Raw genomic sequence first — 25,690 nt, forward strand, 5'->3', positions numbered from 1 at the left:
ACCAATTGAATTAACTTTATTTAAAATCAGGAGGCCACATGGCCAACCATGTTTTACTTGATAATATTAGTCATAAAGAATTAAAAGTGATCACCGAGCGTGGCGCAAAATGGGGCGATAACATCAGCTGCACAGCTATTTACCCGAGTGAATTCACTAAAGTACAAGCTAATCAACCCATTGTATTTCGTAAGCACCCACAGTCAGGGCAGTTTGAAGCATTAGCCTTATTTGGCTTTGAAAATGGCGAAAACCTACTACTCGATACACAAGGCAATTTAGCACTGAATTATTTACCACTGAGTATGCAACGCCAACCTTTTTTAATCGGCCAGCAAACGCAGTACAACCAAGGCATACCTGAGCAATCATTAGTGGTGCATGTAGATTTAGACAGCCCACGTATTAATACAACAGAAGGGGAAGCTGTGTTTTTAGAACACGGCGGCAATAGCGACTACTTAAGCCATATTGCTCAAGTATTGAATACCCTACATCTTGAAAACCAAGCCCTTCCGGCTTTTTTTTCACAACTCCTTGAGCTTGATTTACTCGAAGCATTTGCAATTGAATACCAGCAAAAAAATGCTGATAAAGTCACTGTCGGCGGTTTTTATACTATCAATCAACAAAGCTTAAATACCCTTACCAGCGAGCAACTGCAAACCTTACAGCACAGTGGTTATTTGCAGGCTATTTATATGGCAATTGCATCGCTTGAACAGATCCCTACCTTACTTAATAAAAAATGGGCGCAGCAGTAATGCCAAGCGCAGCTCAACAAATAAAGCAGCAAGTCAGGCAATGCCATATTGATGACATCGACGATTTGCCGAGCTTTTTAGCCGAGCAAACAATCCCTATTGTGATCAAAGACGTATGCACGCACTGGCCTATGGTTGAGCAAGCCAAACAAAGCGATCAACAGGCGCTGAGTTATTTAAAAAGCCTTGCGAGCGACTCACCGGTGCGGGCATTTTCAGCCCCAGCCAAAGAGCGTGGCCGTTATTTTTACAATGCGCAAATGAGCGGCTTTAATTTTAGCCAATATGCCAGCAATTTAGTTGCATTACTTGGCCAATTAGAACAAGCGAAGACGATAGCCGAACCAGACTCTTATTATATGGGCTCAACGGCGTGTGATTATTGTGCGCCGCAGTTTATTGCCAACAACCCGTTACAGGTCACGCCTCATAAGTGCTTAAAGAGCTTGTGGGTGGGTAATCACAGCCAAATTGCCGCCCATTATGATAATGCCGACAACCTTGCCTGTGTGGCAGCCGGCAGCCGTGAATTCATATTATTCCCGCCAGAACAAGTAGATAACTTATATATTGGCCCGCTGGAATTTACCCCAGCTGGACAAGCCGTCAGCTTAGTGGATTTTGCGGAGCCTGACTTGGAGCGTTTCCCCCGCTTTGCACAGGCGCTACAAAACGCACTCAGCGCAAAGTTAGCACCGGGGGATGGCATCTTCATTCCTGCACTTTGGTGGCATCAGGTAAGCGCACAAGGGGAATTTAATGTACTGGTCAACTATTGGTGGCGCCAAGCGGCTGTTCATTTAGCCAATCCATTTGATGCGCTATTGCATAGCATGCTGGCAATTAAAGATTTACCCGCAAGCCATAAAGCTAACTGGCAGACCTTCTTTAATCATTATGTATTTAATGACAATTCAAGGCTTGGCGAACACACACCTGATGATGTAAAAGGCATTCTTGGAGAAGTGGATGAACTGACGGCACGAAAAATTCGCCAGTTATTACTACAAAAATTAAATCGTTAATACTAGAACTGAGATGAGTCTTAAGCCTGCGATTACAACGAGTTCGGCGATGTAACGCCAGGCTAAAGACCCAAATAACTTAAAGTCGTTTACCAATTATCTGCTTAGCAGAATCTTGATAAGTTGCGCAGCCTTTGCCCGTTTGTGGGTTAACACTACACTCAAATACTCGCACGTAATCCACCAGCATCTGCTTTGGAAAACCACTTTCATCCACGCCTTTTTCGTTCACGTTGGCAGGCCAATTACCGCCGACGGCAAAGTTTAACAGCATATGAAAGCGTTTATCAAAAGGTGCAAAACCTGAGTTTTCCACTAACGTACCATCAGCTTGCTCACTAACTGAATACCACTGCTCACTTTTAAAGGTAGCAAAATGAATATCATCTACATACCAGCGCATTTCATCTTGCTGCCACTCAAGAGCATAAACATGAAAGGTATCGGCAGGGTTTTGATCGCCAGCAAAAGTATACGCTGTACCACTGTAAACATTGCTCGGTGCTGGACCGCCATAATGCAAAGTACCATGCACACGACTCTCTAAAGTGCCTACGGGCGCGGTTTTATCATCGGTTGGCACTTTAAGATTAACCGCTTCCATAATATCGATTTCGCCAGAAGAAGCCCAACGGCCATACTCCCAATCAGTAGGTAGCATCCAAATCGCCGGCCATGCACCTTGCCCCGCAGGCAACTTAGCACGAATTTCAAAGCGACCATATCGCCAATCCCCTAAGCCCTTGCTGCGTAACCGTGCAGAGGTAAACGGTTGGGTTTGGGTGAGTGAGCGCTCTGCATCGCTATTAACCTCATCACGATTAAATTTAGGACCCGTGTACTGCTCTTTAATGGCAACGAGATGTAACAACCCTTGCTCAACAAAACTGTTTTCTGCTCGGGCGGTATAACACTGCTTCTCGTCATTTCCGCCACCACGACAATTGACTTCATGCTGCCACTTTTGTGAGTCAATTTGTGAGCCATTAAATTCATCTTGCCAAACGAGTTGCCAGCCTTCCCCCAAACTGGCAGTGACAGGTTCTGTTTGTTCTACCTGTTGGCAGGCGCTAAGTGCGCCCGCCAACAAGATAATTGCAGGAGTTTTTATTGACATAAAATAGCTGACTCCTGTGCATGTTCAGTGCTTACTGCTAATTTAGCAATTGATAGCTGCCAATCACCTTGAGTGCTTAATTGCCATGGTGAGAACACTTGACCTAGGTTTACATTTTGCTCAGCAAAACACGCTAAATCAATATTCAGTGTTTGCCACTGTGAATCATTATTTAGTTGTTCGGTAATATCTAATTTACCTTGGCAATCATCACCACATTGCATACCTAACCACAATGGGCTGGTGCCTGCTTTGTCGACTTTGATCTGCATCTGTAGCTGCCCTTGTTTTTCAACAAACGAACGTAAGTCAGATGGGAACGGCGCCATTAATCGTACTGCAGCCAGCTCTTCACCGGTAAAAGTGATAGCACGCGCATCTTCTTGCACGTCTTTATCAAAGGTTTTAACGCTGATTGCACCAACAGACTCTCGGCTGCTTGCCATGGTTTTTTGTTGCTCACCACTTTGCAACTGTAGGCTCCACGGCGCTTTTACCGCACGTTCAAATAACACTAAGTCCTCAAGCTGCTGTGTTCCTTGGCTTTGCTCTGGAAGGTCATCATTTAAGGTGTTTTTATCTGTATAGGTTAAACCAAAACCATACGGCAACAACGGCGAGTAATCAGCGTCTCCTCGATTGGCATTGTCGATTGGGTTATTCGGCCACGAGAATGATAACTTACCTTTGAAGTCATGGTTCACAGAACCATCAGCATTGGCAAATAACACATCGCTCAAGGCATCCCCTTCACTACCTGGCAGCCAAGTAGCAACAAAGGCATCACTGGCATTTAATTCTGCATTTACCCACATCGGGCGACCACTAATAAATAGCGATACGACTGGAATACCTGCTTTTTTAAACTTACGCAACAAGGCTAAATCTGTTTTATTACCACGTTGATATTCAAGGTTGTCTAAGTCGCCGTTGCCTTCTGCATAAGGTTGCTCACCAAACACCACGATTGCAACATCTGGACGAGTATTGAACTCACCATTTAAGTCATACTGAACTTGCCCGCCTGCTTGCTTAACGGTGTGTTCAATACCATCCAAAATCGACGTACCACCTGGGAAATCGCTATTTTCGTTACCAGTCCCTTGCCATGTAATACTCCAGCCACCTGATTGCATACCAATATTATCAGCACCTAAACCTGCCACAAGCACATTTGCTTTAGGTGAAAGTGGTAATAGCTGTTGTTTATTTTTAAGTAAAACTAATGACTCACGTACCGCTTGCTTTGCCACAGCGCGGTGCTCTGCGCTACCGATTACTTCTGTTTTACCTGATAACGGACGCTGCGCTGGGCTTGGTTTATCAAATAAACCTGCGCGCATTTTCACGCGTAAAATACGAGTCACGGCATCGTCAATTCGGCTTTGCGCAATATCGCCACTTTTTACTTGAGCAATTAAATTTTCATAAAGCGGTTTCCAGGCATCGGTTGGCACCATGTACACATCCAAACCAGCATTCGCTGCTTGTGCACAGTTACCGTTTGTACAACCGTCAATTTGCCCGTGACCGTTCCAGTCACCTACAACAAAACCATCAAAACCCATTTTGCCTTTGAGCACATCGGTCAATAAGTATTTGCTGCCATGAATTTTTTCACCATGCCAACTATTAAATGACGCCATCACTGTTTGTGCACCCGCACCTAAACCGCCAACATAGCCTTGTGCATGAATGTCGAATAGTTCTTGCTCTGATGCAATGTTATCACCTTGGTCATCACCGCCTTGCGTTCCACCATCGCCTAAAAAGTGCTTCACGGTACTAATTACACGCTCATCAGATAAGAAATCTTTATCAACCGCGCCTTGCAGACCTTTTACGATTGCCGCTGAATAATCACGTACAATTTCAGGATCTTCTGAATACCCTTCGTAAGTACGACCCCAACGATCGTCACGCACGACGGCTACAGTTGGTGCAAATACCCAATCAATGCCTGTTACCATTACTTCTTGCGCAGTGGCTGCGGCTATTTTTTCAATTAATGCAGGATTATTAGTAGCACCTAAACCTATGTTATGTGGGAACAAGGTTGCGCCAATCACGTTGTTATGGCCATGTACTGCATCGGTTCCCCACATTGTCGGAATATTAATGCCATCAAGGGAATCATCCACTGATGCTTGATACATTTTCTCAGCAAGCTCTATCCAATCAGCCGCGGTTGCGTGTTTATTGTTATTAGGAAACGCCCCGCCACCATTTAAATACGAACCAAAGCCATATTTGCGCATATCTTCGACTGTTATATCGCGAATTTCAGGTTGGATCATTTGCGCAATTTTTTGCTCCAAGGTCATGCTATTTAACAGTTTCGCAATTGCCGCTTCCATGTCGGCATCATCTTTAATGCCTGTGGTAATTTTTGGCCAAATTTCGTTATCGACTACTTTACTCGTTTGCATTTTTTCAGGCCCTGAGCAGCCGTTCATCGCTATGGCCGCCATCATTAGCGCAGTAAGAGTGAATGGTTTTTTTAATGTCATGTTTTTCACCTAAATATTAATGACGAGTTGAAGATACTTTTGAGCCAAACAGCGCAAAGTAAGTGATATATAAATAACAACCTATTGGTAACATCAGTGCTAACTGCACACCAATATTATCAGCGAGCACACCTTGTAGTAATGGAATAATCGCACCACCAACAATTGCTAAACAAAGAATACCTGAGCCTTGTGAAGTGTATTTACCAAGCCCTTGCAACGCTAAGCTGAAAATAGTTGGGAACATAATTGAGTTACACAAACCAACCAGTAAAAGCGCCCACATAGCGAATCCACCTTGTCCGGTCATTGCCATAATAATCAGCACAATGGCAAGCAAGCCATGGCAGGCAAGCACTTTACCGGCATCAAACTTTTGCATCACAACCGCACCAATAAATCGACCTATCATCGCACCGGCAAAGTAATAACTAATATAATGAGCGGCTTGTTGCTCCGTTAAGCTGCTAATATGATCAAGCGTTAAAAAACCAACCAAAAAGCTACCAATGGCAACTTCAGCCCCAACGTAGACAAAGATACCGAGTGCCCCAAAAAGTAAATGACGGTATTGCCATACACTGCCTAAATCAACAAACCCTTCAACCTGCTGACTTTGTGCTGCTGAGTCACTCTCTTTGCCTAGTTTAGGCAACTTTAAAAATGCAAAGATAACCGCAAGGACTAATAAACTGGCTGACAACATTAAATAAGGGAATTTAACTTGCTCAGCTGTTGCTTGGCTCACTTCAGTTAAAATTAACCAACCGCCAAAAATAGGCGCTATGGTAGTGCCTAATGAATTGAATGCTTGGGTCATCGTTAAGCGTGATGAGGCTGTTTTAGGCGAGCCAAGTACACTCACATACGGATTTGCTGATACTTGTAGAATAGTGATACCAGACGCTAATACAAACAACGCCAGTAAAAATAACTCATAAACATGTGCGACTGCTGCTGGATAGAAAAGCGCACAACCAATAGCGGCGACCACAAGCCCGACAACAATACCAAACTGATAACCTATCTTACTGACCAACTTCCCTGCAGGAATCGACATCACAAAATAAGCACCAAAAAAGCAAAACTGGATTAGCATAGCCTGCGTGTAATTAAGCGAAAACATGCCTTTTAAATACGGGATCAAAATATCATTTAAGCAGGTAATAAATCCCCACATAAAAAACAGTGTGGTCAACGACGTTAAAGCAAACGTTTGCTTGCTCATAGGTTGCTGGCTATGTTCGTTCTCTGCCAAAGTGTGTGTGACATGTGCCATATTAAATCTCTAATTGTTTTTAATTATCAGTTTATTACAACTACATAGGTGCTTTTTTATTAAAATTATAAAAGCAAATAATAGTTGCAACATTAAATGTAAGCGCTTACATTTATAACATATAAATCGAATTTAGCAATTTATTTACAAAAAACTTGTAAGCGCTTACATTGAACAGCTATGCTGTCTACAAAATAAATATAAAGCGATTGCTACTACTGAAAGTTAAAAGGTGCACCTTGAGCGAATTTAAAACTATATCACTGCCATCTAATTCACCAATGCTAACGCCGCAATTTGTATTTGGCGTAGCAACCGCTTCATTTCAAATTGAAGGATCACGTGATACCCGCCTACCGTGTATTTGGGATACCTTTTGCGCGCAACCAGACACAATTGCTGATAATAGCCATGGCGACATTGCTTGTGATCATGTCAATTTATGGCAACAAGATATTGAAATGATTGCAAACTTAGCCGTAGACGCATACCGGCTATCAATTTCATGGCCACGCGTACTGCATCAAGATGGCACAGTGAATAAACAAGGAATTGGTTTCTATCGTGATCTATTAATTGCATTAAAAGCACGTAATATTAAAACCTATGTCACCCTATATCACTGGGATCTTCCGCAACATTTAGAAGATCATGGTGGCTGGCAAAATCGTAACACCGCTTATGCTTTTGCAGCTTATGCTGATGTGGTAAGTAAAGAGCTTACTGGGCTGGTTGATTCCTATGCCACCTTAAATGAACCATTTTGCAGCGCTTACTTAGGGTACGAAATAGGCGTTCATGCCCCAGGTATAAAAAGTCAGCAAGCTGGCCGTCAAGCGGCCCATCATTTGCTGCTCGCCCATGGCCTTGCGATGCAAGTATTACGTAAAAATTGCCCTACAGTAGAAGCTGGCATTGTACTTAACTTTAGCCCCAGCTACCCGCTTACTGCTGCGGATAAAACGGCTGCAATGCTTGCCGATCAATATCATAATCAGTGGTATATCAAAGCCGTATTAGAAGGGCAATACCCTGACTTACTCAGCCAACTAAACGAAAATGCACAGCCTGTGATTGCTGCAGGAGATATGGCAATAATTAGCCAAAATATTGATTTTATTGGTGTTAATTACTATACCCGCATTCACTATCGTAGCACTGAGGATAACTGGTTTGCCGAAGCGAGTATTGCTAATGTACCAGTCACTGATATGGGCTGGGAAGTATACCCACAAGGTTTAACAGAGTTACTAGTTTCATTAAATGAACAATATCAATTACCTAAAGTATATGTAACTGAAAATGGCGCGGCCATGGCTGATCATTTGTACGAAGGGCAAGTAACTGACTTAGAAAGAGTGAGTTATTATCATACGCACCTCAATGCTGTTCATGACGCAATACAACAAGGAGTTGATATACAGGGTTATTTTGCATGGAGCTTAATGGACAACTTTGAGTGGGCGTACGGCTATGAAAAACGCTTTGGACTCGTTTATATTGACTATTCAAATCAACAACGGATACTAAAAGAAAGCGCTAAACAATATCGCAACTTACTGCAACAACGTAAAAAATAATAATAATATTGAGTGCCAATTATGCTAACTAAAAAAGAAAAAATAGCCTATGGCTTAGGTGATACTGCCAGTAACATCATTTTTCAAACCGTAATGCTATTTTTGACTTTTTTCTATACTGATATTTTTGGCATCTCGCCTGCAATCGTCGGCACTTTGTTTTTAGTAGTGCGTGTCATTGATGCGATCACTGATCCGCTAATGGGCTCGTTGACCGACTCAACCCGCACTAAATACGGCAGTTACCGCCCCTATCTATTATGGTTAGCATTACCATTTGGGGTGATCAGCATTATTACTTTCACCACTCCAGATCTTAGCGACACCGGTAAAGTGATCTACGCATTTGTAACGTATACGCTATTAATGCTGGTATACACCGCTATTAACATTCCTTATTCAGCGCTCGGTGGCGTGCTTAGTAAAGATCCTACAGAGCGGGTATCCATCCAATCTTATCGCTTTGTATTTGGTATGCTGGGTGGGTTGATTATTAGTAGCTGTACTATGCCCTTAGTAAACTGGCTTGGTAAAGGCGATAATGCACTAGGCTATCAGCTAACTATGGTGATCATGAGTTGCTTAGGTGTGGCGTTATTTTTGATCTGTTTTCGCTTTACCAAAGAGCGTGTCGTCGCTCAGCAATATAAGCAACTAAACCTCAAACAGCAAATGCATACGCTCTGGCAAAATGGCCCGTTTAAAGTTCTGTGTGCAGCCTCTTTGATGCTATTAACCAGCATGGTTTTACGTACCACCTTAGCAATTTACTATGTTAAGTATGTACTAGGTGAGGCTGATCTGGTCACCGCATTTGTTACCATAGGTATGATTGGCAACATTTTGGGCTGTGCCTGCGCGCAACCTTTGAGTAAGCGCGTTGACAAAAAAACCGCCTATATCTACTTACAATACTTATCCGCCATAATCAGTTGCGTTGCTTTTTGGCTCCCTGGTGAACAACTTATCTGGGCTTTTGTAATTTATTTCCTATGGTGCTTTGTTACACAAATGGCCACCCCATTATTATGGGCAAAGATGGCTGACACTATCGATTACGGACAGTGGCAAAATGGTCACCGTTTAACCGGCCTAGTGTATGCCAGCGTGGTATTTTTCATTAAACTTGGCCTTGCTTTAGGCGGCGCTATCGCGGGCTGGTTACTGGCTTATTATGGCTACCAAGCAAATACCGCGTTAAGCGAGCCAACTCGCGATGGTATTTTAATTTCATTTACCTTATTTCCAGCAATTGGCAGCATACTTGTCGCATTAATTATGAAAAGGTATATTCTTGATAATCAAACTGTTCAGCAAATATCGGCTGAGCTCGCAGTTAAAAGTCGTATTTAACAAGGAATTGCATGGCCACCATTTATGAGGTGTCAAAACTTGCGGGCGTATCGTTAGCAACCGTCTCAAGAGTGATGAATAATAATGCTAATGTCAGCGATGCAACGCGTGAAAAAGTAACTCGCGCAATGACTGAACTCGGCTATAGGCCAAACTCTATTGCTCAATCGTTAGCGTCAAATTGCTCAAATAGCGTAGGATTGCTTGTTTCTGAGTTGCACGGTCCTTTTTATGGCCCGATGATGAGTGGCATCGAGACCGCCTTTCGCAAGCAGGGTAAGCATGTGATCATTGCAGCAGGTCACAGTAATGAAGAGCGAGAGCAACAGGCTATTGAGTTTTTAATTAGCCGTAATTGCGATGCTTTGATTTTGCATGTTGAAGCGATCAGTGATGACTACTTGATAGAGCTTAGTAAAGGGAAAACCCCTTTTGTGCTCATCAACCGCTATATTGCAGAATTATCATCACGCTGTATTATTTTAGACAATGTCAAAGGGGGCTACTTAGCCGCTAAATATGTTTTAGAGCAAGGCCATACCGATATTGCCTATATCAGTGGTCCACTGTGGAAAAAAGATGCCCAAGATCGCTTAACCGGCCATAAACAAGCCCTTGCAGAGTATAACTTGAGCTTTAATGAACAATTACTGTATCAAGGTGACTTTATGGAAGATGGCGGTGCAGCTGGATTCCAATACTTGCATAATAATGGGCCACAATTTACTGCTCTGATCTGTGCCAATGATGAGATGGCCACCGGCGCGATGGCAACAGCAAGAGAATGTAAGCTTAAATTACCCGAACAATTATCGATTATGGGTTATGATAATGTGTTTTTTACCCGCCATGTTTACCCGCCACTGAGTACCATAAATTACCCCATAAATGAAATGGGTCGTATGGCTGCGGACTGGGTTTTGAGTAACGTTTATCAAAAAAACACACCGCCATTACAAACGTTATTTGAACCTGAATTAATCATTCGCCAATCAGTACTTACTCACCCTCAATAAGCTGGGTTAGTAATGCAAGATTAATTGGTTTTAATAAAACGTGTTCGATATTAAGCTGCTCTAGTTGTAGCGGCTCAGGCTGCATACCACTGACAATAACTCGAGATATCTCGGGGTAATGCTCCTTGGTATAAGCTGCTAACTCTAAACCACTGCCATCTGGTAAATGCATATCTAGCAAAACCTTATCAAAGTTGCTATCGACTTTTAAAATAGCAACGCAGTGCTCATAGCTGGTAGCTATACTGGTTTGCACACCTAAGCTTTCAAGTAACAATTGAGTTATTTGCGCTGCATCAGCGTCATCTTCAACGAGTAAAAAGCGCATTTTGCTCTGTACAGAATCTACAGGAGGCAGAACCTCTGGGGAGTTTTGGCTATTATCAGCTAAATAGGTTTGTAAGCACAAATACAGCAGAGTGGCATCGACAGGCTTACCTATCACATCATTAAAACCCAGCGCCGTCAGCTCACTATGGATCCCCTTCATTGTTGCGGCGGTAAGCGCAATAATGGCGCCTGTAAACCCAGCTTTTCTCAGCTCAATGGCGGTTTCTTTACCGCCCATCACCGGCATATGGATATCTAAATAAACTATATCGTATGGTTCACCTTGCTGCTGCGCTTTGGCTACTTTATCAAGTGCTTGCTTACCGTGTTCGGCGTAATCAACTTTCGCCCCCGCAGAGGCAATCATATGCCCTACCAGCACCCGTAAATCACGTAAATCATCAACCACTAACACTCGGCCGCTAACCTTACACGAGGCTGTTTTTTGCTGCATATTAGGGGTTAAATCAAGCTTTAATAAGCCCCTTTCTACCGCTTGAATATTGCCCGGATACAGGGAAATAGTAAACTCAGAGCCCTTGCCTATTGCAGATTCTAAGGAAATACCGCCTTGCATACGGCTCAATAACTCTGAACAAATCGCCAGTCCTAATCCAGCACCACCAACAGATCGCGATTCAACATCGGCTATTTGTTCAAACGGCTTAAATATCAGCGCTTGTTTTTCAGGAGCAATGCCCATCCCCGAATCTTTAATGCTAAAAAACAGCATTTCTGTGCCATCAATTACCTTTGTCCACGCGCGAACGATGATCTCACCTTGCTCGGTAAATTTAATCGCGTTATTGATTATATTAATTAAAATTTGTCGAAGCCGCGTCGCATCAATATTCACTACTAACGGCAAGGGTTGTAATGATTCAAAGCGAAGTGAGAGGCCTTTATCAAGTGTAGAAACTCGCATCAGGGTAAACACATCAGCCATCAGGCTATCAAGATTGACGTCACTGCGACTGAGCTCTAATTTATCGGCGGCTATTCTCGACAGGTCGAGCACGTCATTTAATAAGCTTAACAAGTGCTTACCGTTACGGTAAATAACGCCGAGCTCGTTATTGGCATGTTCACTGAATTCACTTTGCATAAGCAATTCGGTATAACCTAAGATCGATGATAAAGGTGTGCGTAATTCATGACTCAAATGGGCTAAAAATCGGTCTTTAGAGCGGTTTTCTGCTTCCGCTTTTAAACGCTCGATGCGTTCATCTTCTATATCTCTGCGGGCTAATGCATAACGAATTGAGCGCGCAAAACGACTACTGCTCATTTCATTTTTAACTAAATAATCAACCGCACCAGCATCTAGGGCAGCCGAGTCAAGTTCATCATTTGACTGCCCAGTAAGCATAATAATTGGCCCAGTAAAGCCATTATCGACCGCTTGCTTTAATACCGCAAGGCCGTCAGATGCTCCTAAACGGTAGTCAAGCAGGCAGATATCATGCAGATTTTGACTCAATAACTGCACTGCCTGCTTGGGATCACTGATCCACTCTATATCAAATGTATGGGAACTGAGCTGTTCAAGATAATCACAAGTAAGAATGTAATCGTCTTCATCGTCTTCAACAAGTAGCAGCTTAGTTGCCTTATCTAACATAGTGTCTCCAGTCGTTGTTTTCTAATCGTTATACGAGCTCGGTAGTTCAACAAATTCAACCCAGTATTTACCGAGTGTTTTCATCAAATCAACTAAACCATCAAAAGTCACTGGTTTAGTGATATACGAGGCTGCGCCTAAGTCGTAACCTTTAACCATGTCTTCTTCTTGCTTTGACGTGGTTAAAATCACCACAGGAATACCTTTTAAGTTCGGGTTCGATTTGATCGCTTGCAGCGCTTCTCGACCATCCATTCGCGGCATGTTTAAGTCTAATAAAATTAAACTCGGTCGCGGCGATGAATCACGGTCTTCAAACTTACCTTTACGCTCAAGGTACTCCAACAACTCCACACCATCTTCAACAAAATGCAACTCATTAAGTACGCGACTCTCTGTCAATGCATCTTGGGTTAACAAACGATCATCTTCGTCATCATCAGCCATTAAAATGGTGATTGGCTTTACTTTAGTGAACGGCATTTAAGCCTCTCCTTGCAAGGTGAAAAGATCACTTTCCACAGGTAGTTTAATGATGAAGGTTGCCCCTTCACCCGTTTCGCTTTGAGCAGTTATAGTGCCGCCATGACGCTCTACAATACGTCGGCATACTGATAAACCAATGCCAGTACCTTTGTATTCTGAGCGTCCGTGTAAGCGCTGAAACGGCACAAAAATTTTGTCTGTATACTCGGGTGAAAAACCAATACCATTGTCTTTCACAGTAATGATTTGCCACTCTATATCGGTATTATGATCTTCACTGAATTCTGTTTCATGTTCGTAATCAATATTAATTATCGGTGCTATTTCTGGGCGCCTAAACTTCACCGCATTGGAAATTAAGTTTAAAAATAACTGTTCCATCTGACTCGGATCCGCTTGTATTACCGGCATTTGGCCAACATGTACTTGCGCGTTTGACTCTTTTATCGCAATTTCCAAATCATTCAATATTTCATCAAGTACTTTTTGCAAGTCGGTATCAACAAAGTCTTTGCCGCGAGTAGTGACTCGCGAGAACTCCAGTAGATCATTGATTAAGTTAGACATACGTTGCGCTGCATTTTTCATGCGCGCAATATAATCGATGCCTTTTTCACCTAGCTCATCTTTAAACATGGTTTCTAAGCGATCACTAAATGCTTGAATTTTACGTAGTGGCTCTTGTAAATCATGGCTGGCTACAAATGCAAACTCTTCAAGCTCACGATTAGAGCGACTCAATTCTTCAGAATATAAGGTCAGCTCCAAAGTCCGTTCCGTTACTTTTGCAGCTAGAGTTTCATTTTGATACTCCAGTTCTTCCCGATATTTTGCTGCCGTACGTAAGTTGATCCGCGTTAATATAAACATACCAATAATCAATAAACCACTCGTCACAGCAGTAATTGCAAAAGTGACTTTTGCCTCTTTTTTGATTTGTCCGAGCTTTCTAAATTGAACAAGCTTAAAGGCTGATTCAGCGTCTTGAATTTCGTTAGCGAGTAGGCGAATTTCCTCGTAAATCTTACGCCCTTGGTGTGTTTCTAGTAGATAATGAGCACGCCGCTCGTTGTCAGCCAATGCTAAATCAGCGGTTCTAGTTAGTATTGCCACTTTATCATCCACTAAATAGAGTAAACGAGCGACTTTATCAGCCTGACCATCGATCTCAGTTCGTAAACCTTTTACCAACTTAGCTTGTGAATTAAGCTGTAAAATAGCATCGTAATACGGTGCTAAATACGCTTCATCACCGGTCAGTAAAAAACCGCGTTGACCTGATTCAGCCTGTACAATAGAAAGATGAAGCTTTTCAATTGCGGTATTTAGCATCCCTGTGTCATCTAAACGCTGCTGAGTTTGCGTAAGGCTCTGAATAGTATTCATCGCTAAAATAGCATTACCCACCACAATACATAGCACTACAGCAATAAAACTAGCCCAGACGACATTAGTTTTGCCGAGTTGTTTTTTTTGCTTCATTTACTTTCCCTTAAATACTGTTTATGCGGTGGCATCTGAATCAGCAATTTTTTGCAAACTGTCACTACATTGTTGGCAATTACTAATTATTTTATCTAATGCTGCTAAGGCTTTATCTTTAGGCATATCATTTTCAAGTACCAACTTGATTAGCTCAGCATTCATCGAGATACGATTAAGCGGTGCTCGTGCATCGTGAACGAGTTTATTTAACGGTTCGTTATTACTCATGTTTCTCCTGTCGTAATTATCTAACTATATTCGCCAATCCCGCCGTATGCATTTAAACGGTTGTATAAGGTTTTTGTACTTATTCCCAGCATTTGTGCCGCAAGGGTTTTATTACCTTGTACTTTATCTAAAGTCGCGTGGATCAGTTCTTTTTCAACTTCTTCAATAGTTTGCCCAGCACTGACTTGATTTACTTGAGTTTGCTTATTTACTCGTGAAAAGGGTGATTCTAAGTTATCAGGTAAGGTAATTGCCTTACCTTTTGGATCGCTCATTATAAAGGCGCGATGAATCGCATGGCGAAGCTCTCGCACATTGCCTGGCCAATCATAACTTTCAAGCAGTTTTAACTGACTGGCTTGCCACTGAAAATCAGTATTATTTTCGTCATTTAACTGCTCCAAAAATGCGCTAGCGAGTAAACTAATGTCTTCTTTACGCTCACGAAGTGGCGGAATATCAATAGGAAATACCGCTAACCGAAAGTAAATATCTTCACGAATAATATTATTTTGCGCGAGGTCTTCCAGCGAACGGTTGGTCGCAGAAATTACTCGACAATCAACCGCGCTTTCTTTACTACCACCGACTCGAGTGACTTTTTTAGTTTCCAGCACACGCAGTAAATTAGGCTGCATATCAATTGGCATTTCGGTTACTTCATCTAAAAATAACGTGCCACCCGTTGCCTGTTCAAAAACGCCATCTTTACGCGCAATAGCGCCTGTAAACGCGCCTTTTTCATGGCCAAACAACTCGCTGCCAATCAACTCTTTTGAAAGTGCACCACAGTTAGTTGCCACTAATGGGCCACTGCAGGCGCTGGCGTTATGAATCGCTTGCGCCACCACTTCTTTACCGGCACCACTTTCACCCACTAACATCACGTTAACACTGGTGTTTGCCACTCGTTCAATCATGGTATACAGCTGTTGCATTTGCGGTGATTCGCCTATTAATGTTCCAAAATGCTTTTTAATACTAGGTGTTGTTTTTTTCTTAGCCGCTGCTTTTTTTGGATTTAAAACGCGTTCAATGTCTTCGCGTTGTAAAGGCTTAACCAAATGACCGACATTTGGTTCACACATTTCAGCTAATTTACCTTTAACTGAAGGGTGGCCTGAAATAAGGGTTATTTTAGGTGTTTGACCTATGCTTTTGAGGTGTTCAACTAAATGCAAGCCACTGCCGTCTGGTAACATGAAATCAAGGAAAACGTGGTCAAAATGATTATTAACAAACCACTGCTCTGCTTCGGCTAGATTTGCCGCAGTATTGATGTTATGTCCTAAAAACTCAACGATATGACAAACAACCTCACTAAACTCATTATCATCATCAACTAAAAGTATGTTTAACATGAAAAAATCCCTATGTTTTTATCACTATTGAGCCTAACACATTAATCCTTTCATACTACAGGATTTATTCTTAACCGACAGTTTACGTAGTAAATAAAACTATTGATCACTTTTTGCGATATAATTCTTTAAAATATTTATAGTTAGGAAAGCTATGCGATTACTTAAAACAGCAACTCATCCTAGTGTTAATGCTAAAGACCCTCACCAATTTACTCGCCTAACGAGCCGTGCTATTGCCTTAAAAGGCACTGATATTTTATTAATGTACACTGCCCGCTATGAAGATTTCAGCTTGCCTGGCGGCGGCATTGATGAAGGTGAAAGCATAGAGCAAGGATTAATCCGCGAGCTACAAGAAGAAACTGGCGCACAAAACATCAAAGTACTCGGTGAATTTGGGCTTTATGAAGAATACCGCCCTTGGTATAAAGACGATTTTACTGTGATCCATATAAAATCTTACTGCTATTTTTGCAGCATCGATGAACAATTAGGCCAAGCGCAACTAGAGCATTATGAGCAACAAAATGGCATGACTGCAAAGTGGGTCAATATATTTGATGCCATTGCTCATAATGAGCGGACGTTGGCAAACAGTGATAAGCAAGGCTTGTCGATTATTCGCGAGACTTTTTTGTTAAAAGAAATAGCGAAACAACTTTAGTGTTAACAGCTAACAGCCCTGTAAAGAAGCTAATCTGCTATGTTAGCTTCTTTCGACCAGAAATAAAAACGCCATAGCCCAACCAGATTACTGAGCAAAAACAAGCATTCCATCAACACTGCCATCGGTGACCCCACCAGTATATTGTGGCTTATCCACAATGCAGTACCGAACACCATAAATAGTCGCAACAACATATCTCGCGGTTGGAAAGAAGCAAACGTTTGTATTAATGTTGCAAGCAATGCCAAGCCGCTTAGCCAATGCATGATAACTATCTCCTAACGGCAACATCGCTAAGTTATGCATCGACTGGTACTAACAGTTCAGTGATTTCAGCAGCACTAATCCCCTCTCTTGCAATGTATTTTTGTCCGCACCATAACGGCGAAAAATCACTTTTGCCTTGTGCTTCGGATTTAGCTCGCAATGCACTAAGTGCAATACTGGCGAATGGAAAGGCTGGGGCTTGCTGTGGCATAGTGCCAAGTTCGCGCATAACGCGGTTTTCAATCCCTCGGGCAGCGCGCCCAGAAAATAATGTAGTTAATGCGGTACTATCTGGCGCTTGTTGTAAAATAGCGTCGCGGTGCAGCGCTGACGTTGTTGCCTCTTGGCACAACAAATACGCACTTCCTACTTGGACTAACGCAGCGCCCAGTGAGTACATTTGCTTTACATCATCAACGGTTGCAATGCCGCCTGCTGCGATTACAGCAATATTTAGCTCCCGCACACATTGCTCAACCAATACCGCCGTTGGCTGCTGTAAACTTAAGTCCATTGATAAAAAGTGCCCTCTATGGCCGCCTGCTTCTAAACCTTGTGCAATTACAGCATCGGCCCCATTCGCTTCTAGCCACTTAGCTTCATCAACAGTGGTCGCCGTAGAAATCACTTTGCCACCCCAGCTTTTAATTTGCTGCATAATATCACTAGCTGGTAAGCCAAAATGAAAACTGACAACTGGTGGTTTGAAGGGCGCAATAAGCGCGACAGTGTCTGCATCAATTGGCTGACGGGAAGCCGTCATGCCTAAAGTCGTGTCGTCAATATTCAGTTCATCAAAGTAAGGCGACAATAATTTGTGCCACTGCTGTTTTTGCGGCGGTGTGTAGCTGGCTGGCGTATGACAAAAAAAGTTAAGGTTGTAGGGCTTATCAGTGGCTTTAGTCAAGCTGCTGAGCTCACTCAACAACTGCTCTTTAGAGAGCATGGCACAAGGTAATGACCCTAAGCCACCGGCGTTACTCACAGCAGCAGCTAAACGAAAGTCTTGTACACCCGCCATCGGCGCTTGAATAAGCGCTAAATGCGTATTAAAAAAAGATACCGCCATAACTTTCTCCTTGTAACTTTTTCAGCTACCTGAACTTTTTACCGACATAAAACTAAATGCTAACTGAAAATAATAAAAAAATGAACCAATAAAAATAAAAAAGCCAATAATTACAGTGCATTAAGAATATAAAACAAATTAATACAGAGTTGGTGTTAGCTTTGCACCCTGCTTAGTTAATATAATTTGTAAGGAGATAAAGATGACTAACACAGTAACCACCATTAATCCTGCGACCGAGCAAACAATTGCAGACTATACCCTGCTCAACCTAGAGCAAGCAAAAAATGAGATAGACAAAAGTCATACTGCTTTCTTAGAGTGGCGCCTCACTTCATTAACCGAACGCGCTAAACACTTAAACCAATTAGCCCATGTATTTGAGCAACAAAAAGAGTCACTAGCAACACTGATGACTCAAGAGATGGGAAAGCTTTATGCACAAGGATTACAAGAAGTTGAGCTTTGCGCAGCAATCTGTCGCTACAGTGCCGAACACGGTCAAACTCAGCTGGCGGATGAAGAGCGCTCAATGGAAAATGGCCACGCGATAATTACTTATCAACCAACGGGCGTTTTACTTGGCATACAGCCTTGGAACTTTCCGCTATACCAAGTTGTACGCTATGCCGTTACTAACATTATGGCGGGTAATACAACTGTTCTTAAACACGCCGGTAATGTGTTTGGTATGGCTGAAAAAATAGAACTGATGTTTGCTGATGCAGGTTTCCCTAGCCATGTATTTAAAAACTTACTGATTGATGGCAAAACAGCTAGTGAACTGATCAGCCACCAAGCAATTCGCGGTGTAACCTTTACCGGCAGTGATGGCACAGGTAAAAAAGTGGCTGAACAAGCGGGTAAACACGTGAAAAAAACTGTTTTAGAACTTGGTAGTAACGACGCTTACATGGTGCTTGATGATGCTGATTTAGAGCTGGCAATTAAAGCATGCCTGCAAGGTCGCATGATCAATAACGGCCAGACATGTGTATCAGCAAAGCGTTTCGTAGTCGTTGATGCTCTATATGATGAATTTAAAGCAGGCATTGTTGAGCAATTTAACGCGCTTAAACTTGGCGATCCAATGGACGAAGATACAGATCTTGGACCAATGGCACGTGAAGATTTAAGAGATAAAATTCATGACCAAGTACAAGAGTCGGTTAAGGCTGGCGCTAAAGTAGTTGTGGGTGGCGAAATTCCTAAGCAAACAGGTTTTTACTATCCAGCTACCTTGCTTGAGAATTTATCGTCGGGCATGCCCGCATACGATGATGAATTATTTGGTCCTGTGGCTTCACTTATCAAGGCTAAAGATAACGAAGATGCGATGCGAATTGCCAACGACTCCCGTTATGGCTTAGGTGGCGGTATTTTTTCTAAAGATGAAAAGAAAGCCATTGAACTGGCGAAAAAGCACTTTGATACCGGCATGGTTAACATCAATGGCTATGGCCTCGCTCAACCAAATCTACCATTTGGCGGGGTTAAAGACAGCGGTTATGGCCGTGAGCATGGCGGCTTTGGTATTCGTGAATTTGTGAATATAAAAACCATTATGGTCAATAGCTAATAGTGTAAATAGGCGCAAGGGCCATTAAAGGCCCTTGTTACTTTAAAGGTCGGCACTTGATGCTTATTTACCCCATTCATTTTTAAATCCTGCGCAATTTCATCGGTATCCTCATCTTTTTCGGTCAGTGATTGCTGCTGCGCATCTTCATAAACAAGCTCCGTTAATAAAGCAAAATGATCAGAACCATATTTAGCTAAGCGTTTAATGCACTTAACACTAAAACCTGGGCTGTGGAATAAATGATCCAATGGCCAGCGCATAAAAAAGTAATCAGCATGAAAGGTGTTAAAGAACCCCCTGCCTTTACGTGGATCTAAAAAACCGCTGAGCTTCATAAACAACTGAGTACTCCTAGACCATGCAACATCATTTAAATCCCCTGCCACAATGACCGGCCTAATAGGATTTTTAACCGCTTTAGCAACTATAATTAATTCACTATCACGCTCTCGCGAGCTGTCTTTTTCGGTTGGGCTTGGCGGCTCTGGGTGGATAAAGTGACCTTGCATCTGCAAGCCAGCATTGTTTTCAAACAACATATGAATCGAGGGAATATCGTCTGAAACAAGTTCACATATCTGCGATTGAATAATTTTATACTTGCTGAATACATGCATGCCGTAGCGGTTATCTTTAGGGCAAGCAATACGATACGGGTAATCGTTATGTAGCGCTGTGAGCTGGTTTTGCCACCAAAGATCACTTTCTAGGGTGATCAATAAATCAGGCTTATGTTGCTTGACCAAGGAAATCAATGCATCACTGTGATGATTCGACATCAATACATTAGCACTCATAATACGAATACTGTGCTCAGCTTGAGGGCCGCTATTTTTGACTTCATGACGAGCAAACCAACAATAGGGATAAATCCAATAGCCTTGCAAAATAAGTACGAATAGGTTTATGCCTATCATCACAATAAGTGGGATTGAACTCGTTACAAAAATGGCATAACTGAAAATTAGCAACAAGTTAATAAGCGCGCCGTAACATATTTGCAAGCGAATAAAGTCACCACCTCTAACCATATAATGCTGACTATAAGAAAGTGGCAACACGCTGGCGATAAGTAAGATAGTCGAGATTATGGCAAATAAAATAAGCACACTGCATTCCTGGTTATTGTTTATCAACCTAAATTCAGGTTATGAGATTTACTCATTTAATTACTACTAGCATACCAGCTATGTATGAATCAGTAATGAAAACAAAAAAACCACATATGTAACCTACATTTACAAACTTACCATGCCTGATTGCACATTTAATACGCAAAACGGCATAAAATATGAGCATCTAAAAAGGATTTATAAACTCGCCACGGAGCCGCTTTATTCGACTTTTTAGGTGTTCCTCCATTAATGCGTTGTCATCGTAACTTCCAACAAGCCGGTTTTACTTTAGTTGAGCTAATGATAGTCGTCGCTATTATCAGTATTATGGCTGTGCTTGCAGCGCCAAGTTATATGGCGTTTATCAAACATGACCGCCTCGTCACTCATGCTAATCTGTTACAAAGCGTCTTTAAATATTCGCGCAGTGAAGCCGTTAAGCGCAATCAAATCACTATAGCTGATCATGATAGCAGCACCACTGATATGCAATTGTGTATTTTACCAAGCGGCCAAAGCTGGCTAAGCGAACAACCGCAGGGCTGTGCTTAATGAAAAATTCAAAAGGCTTTACCCTTATTAAGGTGTTAATACTCACTTCAATGGCAACTTTGGTGGTACTAAGTTCACTGCGTGACACGATTATTCAAGAACGCTTAAGTGGTAATTATCAAAAGCAGATCAATGCCCGCTTAATGGCTGAAAAAGGTGTATACGCAAGTATGCAGCAACTCAACCAACAACTGCTTGATGAACCTACACAAAGTTTAGAAGACTTAGTCAATCAAAGCACCCATATCAATGGTACTGGAGGACTTGATAACACTGCCTTTAATGCCGATTTAACCATTAATAAAGATGGCGAATTAGTGATTTCTAGCACAGGTAATCGATTTGAAGGTGAGGCTAATTTAGAGGCTATTTTTGAATTTGTGCAAACACCAGACAAGACTGGTAAATCGCCATTTTCACCAGGGATCACCGGCTGCTCAGGTATCAGTCTCAGCGGTAGCGGGAAAACAGACAGTTATGATTCATCATTGGGCGATTACAACGCAAGTCTTAGTGATGGTAGCCAAAATATCAGCGAACGCGCTTTTGTACAAACATTGGATGGGGATAGCACCATTATTTTATCAGGCAATGGGAAAATTTTTGGTGATGTGATCGCCTCCAATAGTATTCAACTTACTGGCTCTGCCGATATCAGCGGTAACGTACATTCAAATGGCTTTTTAAGTTTACCAAACAATAGCAAAATTGGTGGTAATGTTACGACATACCTGTATTACAGCCAACAAAGTGGCAGCGTCGCTGGCAATATTCAGGCAAATGGGGATATTACTCTAAAACAAACTTATGCCGGTGGTAATGTGACATCGGGAGCTAATATTAATGTCACAGGTAACACAATTGATGGCAAAGTACTTAGCCAAGGTGATACAACGGTTAACCAACCAACTATTTTGGGCGGCGTACAAAGCCATGGCAATTATAGTCAAACAGGTGGCACCGTCAGCGGTGGTGTCAGGGTATTAGGCGATGTTGCACTTACCCAATGGGGCAGCACAATTAGCAATGATGATTTACGTTATTTAGGTAAAGGCCGCTTTACTGGTGAAACCCCTGAGTATAACCGCGCACCTTATAAAACGTCCCCACCTCTGGTTATTGACACTATTACTCCCGTAGAGAAAATAGATTTTACTGAAGGTGACGCCACAAGCGGCACTAGCAGCTGCGACCCTTTAAACATCAACAACGCTATAAATGATTTAGATGATCCATAAAATAACTATCAAGATTTATACATCAGTGGCTCAGGCAAAGGCGATCATCTGCAACTACACACTAGCAAAGCAGTTTTTTTAGTTGGTAATGCAAGCACACCCGATGGCGATATAACCGCGCAATCAACGCGCTTTTTAGAAAAACCGACTGACATTATATATTTTGATAATATCAACATAAAAGGCCATTTATCGGTTAAAGAAAACCACCATGCCACCCTATTTGTACAAGGTGACTTTACAATGGATGGGGCAAGCTCATTGACTATTCCAGAGCAAAGCAGCTTAACTATCATAATTCAGGGTAAGTTTAACGTTGGTGGCGGTGCGCAAGTTTATACCCCCGCAAATGGTATTACAGCGCAAGGCAAACCAGTGTTTAGCATTTATAGCAATTATGCCGGTGCTGGTACTGGCGTGAGCTTTTCTGGTGGCACTGAGCAAGTTTACGCCGTTATTTACGCACCCAATAGTCATGTTGAAATAAATTCGGCAGTTGGCTTTAAAGGTTCCGTGTTAGGTAATACAGTGAATGTATCAGGGGCTGGTGGTATTCACTACGATACTGCACTAGGTAATGTAAGCACAGGTGGTAATAACGGCTCATCAGGTGCTGCGAGTCGCCTAGTTTTTAAAGGTTGGCGTTATGCAGTGCAAGAGGATCAAAGTTAGCAAAGAAATTATATTCCTCGCTAACTTTCACAATGAGTATTGCCGATCATTTATAGTCTGACAAACCAACTATTATTTCACCCGTTTGAGTTAATGTGAGCTGCTCGGATTTTTTAGACTTAAGTAATAAACCGCATCGTCTGCTTGCGGGGTCAACCGCATACACTATCTGTTTTGATGGGCTAAACTTAACCACTTGATTTGCACACCTAAGCTCAACTTGCTCCAGATTTTGAGCATTTTCTAACACAATATTAGCGCGTGATAAGGAAATATAGTCAACTTGCTGATCATGAAGTGTAATTTCTGTATTTATCACCGTTGTTTGAGCTAATAGCTCATCAACTTGCTTTGTCGTAGCGTGCTTATTTTCACTAGTAAATACTTTACCTTCAATTTTCCCAAGGGAGTTTATTGCGTTGTACGCTAGGTAAAAATCTTGCTTATAAATAAACCACTGCAACGCACTTTTTACCACAGTATAATGAAGCTCTGTTGGTAATTGCGCACGCAATAAATAGGCGACTTTTACTTGTTCATCAAAACCTTGCCACTGCTGCTGAAAATAGTAAAACTGGCTTTTTAGCCATGCAAACAAAGCTTGCTCTGCGGTATTTTTAGTATGATCAGTAAAAAGCTGTGCGAGTTCAAGTTCAGCCTCTTTAAAATTTTTCTCTTTAATTAAAGTGTTAACGTCATCATAGCCACTGATAAAGCCTCGACTCGCTTTATCATTAGCATAACCAGTAAAATATTTACCCGCTTGATAAGTAAATAAATAACCACTCTCAACAGCTTGTTCACCCTTGATTGCTGGGCTAAAAACTAAGTTATTTAAATAGCGCTGCGCTTCAGCTTGAGTATCTACAACAGCCGAGTGACTGATCACTTCAATATCATTAACTGATCCGTCTTTAGCAACCACGTAAGAGAGTAAAGCCCAACCTTCTAGCCGTGACCCACTATAACTTTTTGGAAAGCTTTCATTTTTATTCTCAATAACTTGCGCTGGTGTATACGTTTTTTCAACAACACCTTTTTCAAAAGCGCTATTCGCAGAGACTGTACTAACTGAGGCGAGAAAAGCGAAACTAATAAACGTTTTAATATAAGTGTACATAACAACTAATTATTCTATTTATAATTCCTTTAAAGGGAACTCTAGCACTTTAAAATAACGATTAAAAGCACAAGCTAACAATGCCGTTAACATGTGCTTTTATAAAGTAGCTTTAATTGTAGCGACTTAAAATTGACAAAATTTCGCGAGTATCATGCACCATATGGATAATAGTATCGTCTACTTCAATGGTAATACGACCATCACGGTCTATCGGTTTGATAACTCGACCATGACGATAGATATCGTCGTCTAATCGGTCACCTTTGTGGTATTTTTTTTGCCAACCAGGAGGCAATTGACCACCATTATCAACTTTCTTTTGCAACCCTGGTGGTAAGCTTCCTTTGCCTTTATTTTTGTCTTTGTCATGGTTATCATTTTTTGCAACAGCAGCGCCGCTGCAAAGTACTAAACCAAGCAAAGCCATCGATATCAGTGCTTTCATAATTTTACTCCCTATTTAATTCATTTAAAGAATAGCAATAGTGACTGAACATGTTATGAAAAAAAGAAAATAATCCAGCACTCAATTGTGGCTTTGTAAAAATTTAGTGACGAGTAACAATCGACAGGATCTCTCGGGTGTCATGCACTAAATGGATTAGCTGATCATCAACTTCCAATAAAATTAGACCCTTACGGTCATGGCGCTCAATCACTCGGCCACGGCGATAAATATCTCTATCAAGGCGATCGCCTCGATGATATTTTTTATACCAACCCGGCGGCAAACCATGCCCATACCCTATTTTTTTGTATAAGCCCGGCGGCAACTGTTTATAGTATGCAGACTTACGGTGTTTTTTAGAATATTTTTTATGATGCTTTTTACTGTGTTTTTTATGCTCATGATGGTGTTCATGGTAATGTTCATAACGGTCATGTTCGCGCTCGTGCTTAGCGCTTGCTGCAAACGGTAATAGGCCCAAACCAAGTACAGCCAAAGACAAGGGGATTAATTTATTCATAACGACTTCCTAGCATAATCTGTGTGAATAGCTAAAGCCTAACAAGTCTGCCTGAATGAAAGATGAAAGAAATTGTAAACTTTGTAAAGATAGTGAGCACTTACAGTTTCGTGTTTTAACAAACAATTAGTTAGCTATAGCCAATAGAAAAAATAACATGCTGTAAAACAAAAAATAATAAAAACTGGCTGACAACCCACAGCATATTCGTATATTATTAACTCACTTTCCTAATTGGAGTTTGCGCATTAATGAATAACTAACACCTGTTGAAATTCG

Annotated in this window: 24 protein-coding genes; 10 read left to right on the forward strand and 14 right to left on the reverse strand. The window is 41.8% G+C overall.

Annotated features, from left to right (window positions below; translation table 11 throughout):
• Window positions 1–38: 38 nt before the first annotated feature.
• Both NDQ71_RS07770 and NDQ71_RS07775 read left to right on the forward strand, forming a co-directional pair.
• The gene (locus tag NDQ71_RS07770; protein WP_064667256.1) at window positions 39–764 is read left to right on the forward strand and encodes a SapC family protein; all 726 of its coding nucleotides are present in this window, start codon (window positions 39–41) and stop codon (window positions 762–764) included.
• Window positions 764–1,789 (forward strand): cupin-like domain-containing protein, encoded by a 1,026-nt coding sequence (locus NDQ71_RS07775; protein WP_176359651.1) that lies wholly within the window; start codon window positions 764–766, stop codon window positions 1,787–1,789. The genes NDQ71_RS07770 and NDQ71_RS07775 overlap by 1 nt, the downstream gene beginning before the upstream one ends.
• 79 nt (window positions 1,790–1,868) lie before the next feature.
• Here NDQ71_RS07775 and NDQ71_RS07780 read toward each other — a convergent pair whose 3' ends face one another.
• From NDQ71_RS07780 to NDQ71_RS07790, 3 genes are read right to left on the reverse strand one after another with little or no spacing between them, the layout of a single operon-like run.
• On the reverse strand, window positions 1,869–2,906 hold the full coding sequence (locus NDQ71_RS07780; protein ID WP_086993212.1) for a family 16 glycosylhydrolase: 1,038 nt from the start codon (window positions 2,904–2,906) through the stop codon (window positions 1,869–1,871).
• A complete protein-coding gene (locus tag NDQ71_RS07785; protein WP_301562534.1) occupies window positions 2,897–5,416 on the reverse strand; it encodes an exo 1,3/1,4-beta-D-glucan glucohydrolase in 2,520 nt (839 codons plus the stop codon). Before NDQ71_RS07785 ends, NDQ71_RS07780 begins: the two co-directional genes overlap by 10 nt.
• Window positions 5,417–5,432: 16 nt before the next feature.
• A complete protein-coding gene (locus NDQ71_RS07790; RefSeq protein WP_064667253.1) occupies window positions 5,433–6,695 on the reverse strand; it encodes a sugar MFS transporter in 1,263 nt (420 codons plus the stop codon).
• Between the two features lie 281 nt (window positions 6,696–6,976).
• Between NDQ71_RS07790 and NDQ71_RS07795 the strand changes: the two genes are divergently transcribed.
• Genes NDQ71_RS07795 through NDQ71_RS07805 form a run of 3 tightly spaced genes read left to right on the forward strand, consistent with a single transcriptional unit; the run spans window position 6,977 to window position 10,644 of the window.
• A complete protein-coding gene (locus tag NDQ71_RS07795; RefSeq protein ID WP_192542037.1) occupies window positions 6,977–8,275 on the forward strand; it encodes a GH1 family beta-glucosidase in 1,299 nt (432 codons plus the stop codon).
• A gap of 21 nt (window positions 8,276–8,296) precedes the next feature.
• A complete protein-coding gene (locus tag NDQ71_RS07800) occupies window positions 8,297–9,628 on the forward strand; it encodes a glycoside-pentoside-hexuronide (GPH):cation symporter (RefSeq protein WP_301562535.1) in 1,332 nt (443 codons plus the stop codon).
• Window positions 9,629–9,639: 11 nt separating this feature from the next.
• Window positions 9,640–10,644, forward strand: a complete 1,005-nt coding sequence (locus tag NDQ71_RS07805; RefSeq protein WP_064667251.1) for a LacI family DNA-binding transcriptional regulator — start codon at window positions 9,640–9,642, stop codon at window positions 10,642–10,644.
• Here NDQ71_RS07805 and NDQ71_RS07810 read toward each other — a convergent pair.
• From NDQ71_RS07810 to NDQ71_RS07830, 5 genes are read right to left on the reverse strand one after another with little or no spacing between them, the layout of a single operon-like run.
• Window positions 10,628–12,595, reverse strand: a complete 1,968-nt coding sequence (locus tag NDQ71_RS07810) for a response regulator (RefSeq protein WP_301562536.1) — start codon at window positions 12,593–12,595, stop codon at window positions 10,628–10,630. The genes NDQ71_RS07805 and NDQ71_RS07810 overlap by 17 nt on opposite strands.
• A 21-nt stretch (window positions 12,596–12,616) precedes the next feature.
• Window positions 12,617–13,078 carry a response regulator gene (locus NDQ71_RS07815; protein WP_192542028.1) on the reverse strand — a complete coding sequence of 154 codons (462 nt, stop codon included), beginning with the start codon at window positions 13,076–13,078 and terminating at the stop codon, window positions 12,617–12,619.
• On the reverse strand, window positions 13,079–14,563 hold the full coding sequence (locus NDQ71_RS07820) for an ATP-binding protein (protein ID WP_192542027.1): 1,485 nt from the start codon (window positions 14,561–14,563) through the stop codon (window positions 13,079–13,081).
• A gap of 21 nt (window positions 14,564–14,584) precedes the next feature.
• Window positions 14,585–14,794 (reverse strand): hypothetical protein, encoded by a 210-nt coding sequence (locus NDQ71_RS07825; RefSeq protein WP_064667247.1) that lies wholly within the window; start codon window positions 14,792–14,794, stop codon window positions 14,585–14,587.
• A gap of 20 nt (window positions 14,795–14,814) precedes the next feature.
• Window positions 14,815–16,155 (reverse strand): sigma-54 dependent transcriptional regulator, encoded by a 1,341-nt coding sequence (locus tag NDQ71_RS07830; protein ID WP_301562537.1) that lies wholly within the window; start codon window positions 16,153–16,155, stop codon window positions 14,815–14,817.
• Between the two features lie 154 nt (window positions 16,156–16,309).
• On the opposite strand from NDQ71_RS07830, the gene NDQ71_RS07835 reads away from it, so the two are divergent.
• Window positions 16,310–16,822: an NUDIX hydrolase gene (locus NDQ71_RS07835; RefSeq protein ID WP_064667245.1), complete on the forward strand. Its 513-nt coding sequence runs from the start codon at window positions 16,310–16,312 to the stop codon at window positions 16,820–16,822.
• A gap of 29 nt (window positions 16,823–16,851) precedes the next feature.
• Here NDQ71_RS07835 and NDQ71_RS07840 read toward each other — a convergent pair whose 3' ends face one another.
• Complete coding sequence (locus tag NDQ71_RS07840) at window positions 16,852–17,091, reverse strand: YgjV family protein (protein WP_283710189.1); 240 nt, start codon at window positions 17,089–17,091, stop codon at window positions 16,852–16,854.
• Between the two features lie 32 nt (window positions 17,092–17,123).
• A complete protein-coding gene (locus NDQ71_RS07845; RefSeq protein ID WP_064667242.1) occupies window positions 17,124–18,161 on the reverse strand; it encodes a nitronate monooxygenase family protein in 1,038 nt (345 codons plus the stop codon).
• Window positions 18,162–18,363: 202 nt separating this feature from the next.
• On the opposite strand from NDQ71_RS07845, the gene NDQ71_RS07850 reads away from it, so the two are divergent.
• Window positions 18,364–19,740: an NAD-dependent succinate-semialdehyde dehydrogenase gene (locus tag NDQ71_RS07850; protein WP_064667241.1), complete on the forward strand. Its 1,377-nt coding sequence runs from the start codon at window positions 18,364–18,366 to the stop codon at window positions 19,738–19,740.
• Here the strand turns inward: NDQ71_RS07850 and NDQ71_RS07855 are convergent.
• The gene (locus NDQ71_RS07855) at window positions 19,737–20,852 is read right to left on the reverse strand and encodes an endonuclease/exonuclease/phosphatase family protein (protein ID WP_192542025.1); all 1,116 of its coding nucleotides are present in this window, start codon (window positions 20,850–20,852) and stop codon (window positions 19,737–19,739) included. The two genes, NDQ71_RS07850 and NDQ71_RS07855, sit on opposite strands and share 4 nt — an antisense overlap.
• A gap of 255 nt (window positions 20,853–21,107) precedes the next feature.
• On the opposite strand from NDQ71_RS07855, the gene NDQ71_RS07860 reads away from it, so the two are divergent.
• From NDQ71_RS07860 to NDQ71_RS07870, 3 genes are all read left to right on the forward strand, one after another.
• The gene (locus tag NDQ71_RS07860; RefSeq protein ID WP_192542024.1) at window positions 21,108–21,410 is read left to right on the forward strand and encodes a Tfp pilus assembly protein FimT/FimU; all 303 of its coding nucleotides are present in this window, start codon (window positions 21,108–21,110) and stop codon (window positions 21,408–21,410) included.
• Complete coding sequence (locus NDQ71_RS07865) at window positions 21,410–22,648, forward strand: PilX N-terminal domain-containing pilus assembly protein (RefSeq protein WP_301562538.1); 1,239 nt, start codon at window positions 21,410–21,412, stop codon at window positions 22,646–22,648. The genes NDQ71_RS07860 and NDQ71_RS07865 overlap by 1 nt, the downstream gene beginning before the upstream one ends.
• Before the next feature lie 243 nt (window positions 22,649–22,891).
• A complete protein-coding gene (locus NDQ71_RS07870) occupies window positions 22,892–23,320 on the forward strand; it encodes a hypothetical protein (protein ID WP_301562539.1) in 429 nt (142 codons plus the stop codon).
• 46 nt (window positions 23,321–23,366) lie between these two features.
• On the opposite strand, the gene NDQ71_RS07875 is transcribed toward NDQ71_RS07870, so the two are convergent.
• The 3 genes from NDQ71_RS07875 to NDQ71_RS07885 all read right to left on the reverse strand — a co-directional run bounded on the left by NDQ71_RS07875 (window position 23,367) and on the right by NDQ71_RS07885 (window position 25,411).
• Window positions 23,367–24,440 (reverse strand): energy transducer TonB, encoded by a 1,074-nt coding sequence (locus NDQ71_RS07875; protein WP_301562540.1) that lies wholly within the window; start codon window positions 24,438–24,440, stop codon window positions 23,367–23,369.
• A 112-nt stretch (window positions 24,441–24,552) separates the two neighbouring features.
• Window positions 24,553–24,888 carry a hypothetical protein gene (locus NDQ71_RS07880; protein ID WP_064667236.1) on the reverse strand — a complete coding sequence of 112 codons (336 nt, stop codon included), beginning with the start codon at window positions 24,886–24,888 and terminating at the stop codon, window positions 24,553–24,555.
• Between the two features lie 103 nt (window positions 24,889–24,991).
• On the reverse strand, window positions 24,992–25,411 hold the full coding sequence (locus NDQ71_RS07885) for a hypothetical protein (RefSeq protein ID WP_192542021.1): 420 nt from the start codon (window positions 25,409–25,411) through the stop codon (window positions 24,992–24,994).
• Window positions 25,412–25,690 lie beyond the last annotated feature (279 nt).

Origin of the sequence: Pseudoalteromonas sp. KG3, from assembly GCF_030436385.1 — a bacterium.
Lineage (GTDB): Bacteria > Pseudomonadota > Gammaproteobacteria > Enterobacterales > Alteromonadaceae > Pseudoalteromonas > Pseudoalteromonas prydzensis.

Coding starts and splice junctions, on each gene's coding strand:
- NDQ71_RS07820 (WP_192542027.1), bottom strand. CDS start 14,563: ATGAAGCAAAAAAAACAACTCGGCAAAACTAATGTCGTCTGGGCTAGT.
- NDQ71_RS07815 (WP_192542028.1), bottom strand. CDS start 13,078: ATGCCGTTCACTAAAGTAAAGCCAATCACCATTTTAATGGCTGATGAT.
- NDQ71_RS07805 (WP_064667251.1), top strand. CDS start 9,640: ATGGCCACCATTTATGAGGTGTCAAAACTTGCGGGCGTATCGTTAGCA.
- NDQ71_RS07880 (WP_064667236.1), bottom strand. CDS start 24,888: ATGAAAGCACTGATATCGATGGCTTTGCTTGGTTTAGTACTTTGCAGC.
- NDQ71_RS07775 (WP_176359651.1), top strand. CDS start 764: ATGCCAAGCGCAGCTCAACAAATAAAGCAGCAAGTCAGGCAATGCCAT.
- NDQ71_RS07845 (WP_064667242.1), bottom strand. CDS start 18,161: ATGGCGGTATCTTTTTTTAATACGCATTTAGCGCTTATTCAAGCGCCG.
- NDQ71_RS07790 (WP_064667253.1), bottom strand. CDS start 6,695: ATGGCACATGTCACACACACTTTGGCAGAGAACGAACATAGCCAGCAA.
- NDQ71_RS07870 (WP_301562539.1), top strand. CDS start 22,892: ATGGATGGGGCAAGCTCATTGACTATTCCAGAGCAAAGCAGCTTAACT.
- NDQ71_RS07865 (WP_301562538.1), top strand. CDS start 21,410: ATGAAAAATTCAAAAGGCTTTACCCTTATTAAGGTGTTAATACTCACT.
- NDQ71_RS07780 (WP_086993212.1), bottom strand. CDS start 2,906: ATGTCAATAAAAACTCCTGCAATTATCTTGTTGGCGGGCGCACTTAGC.
- NDQ71_RS07835 (WP_064667245.1), top strand. CDS start 16,310: ATGCGATTACTTAAAACAGCAACTCATCCTAGTGTTAATGCTAAAGAC.
- NDQ71_RS07885 (WP_192542021.1), bottom strand. CDS start 25,411: ATGAATAAATTAATCCCCTTGTCTTTGGCTGTACTTGGTTTGGGCCTA.
- NDQ71_RS07800 (WP_301562535.1), top strand. CDS start 8,297: ATGCTAACTAAAAAAGAAAAAATAGCCTATGGCTTAGGTGATACTGCC.
- NDQ71_RS07770 (WP_064667256.1), top strand. CDS start 39: ATGGCCAACCATGTTTTACTTGATAATATTAGTCATAAAGAATTAAAA.
- NDQ71_RS07810 (WP_301562536.1), bottom strand. CDS start 12,595: ATGTTAGATAAGGCAACTAAGCTGCTACTTGTTGAAGACGATGAAGAC.
- NDQ71_RS07840 (WP_283710189.1), bottom strand. CDS start 17,091: ATGCATTGGCTAAGCGGCTTGGCATTGCTTGCAACATTAATACAAACG.
- NDQ71_RS07785 (WP_301562534.1), bottom strand. CDS start 5,416: ATGACATTAAAAAAACCATTCACTCTTACTGCGCTAATGATGGCGGCC.
- NDQ71_RS07825 (WP_064667247.1), bottom strand. CDS start 14,794: ATGAGTAATAACGAACCGTTAAATAAACTCGTTCACGATGCACGAGCA.
- NDQ71_RS07875 (WP_301562540.1), bottom strand. CDS start 24,440: ATGTACACTTATATTAAAACGTTTATTAGTTTCGCTTTTCTCGCCTCA.
- NDQ71_RS07830 (WP_301562537.1), bottom strand. CDS start 16,155: ATGTTAAACATACTTTTAGTTGATGATGATAATGAGTTTAGTGAGGTT.
- NDQ71_RS07850 (WP_064667241.1), top strand. CDS start 18,364: ATGACTAACACAGTAACCACCATTAATCCTGCGACCGAGCAAACAATT.
- NDQ71_RS07795 (WP_192542037.1), top strand. CDS start 6,977: ATGCTAACGCCGCAATTTGTATTTGGCGTAGCAACCGCTTCATTTCAA.
- NDQ71_RS07860 (WP_192542024.1), top strand. CDS start 21,108: ATGCGTTGTCATCGTAACTTCCAACAAGCCGGTTTTACTTTAGTTGAG.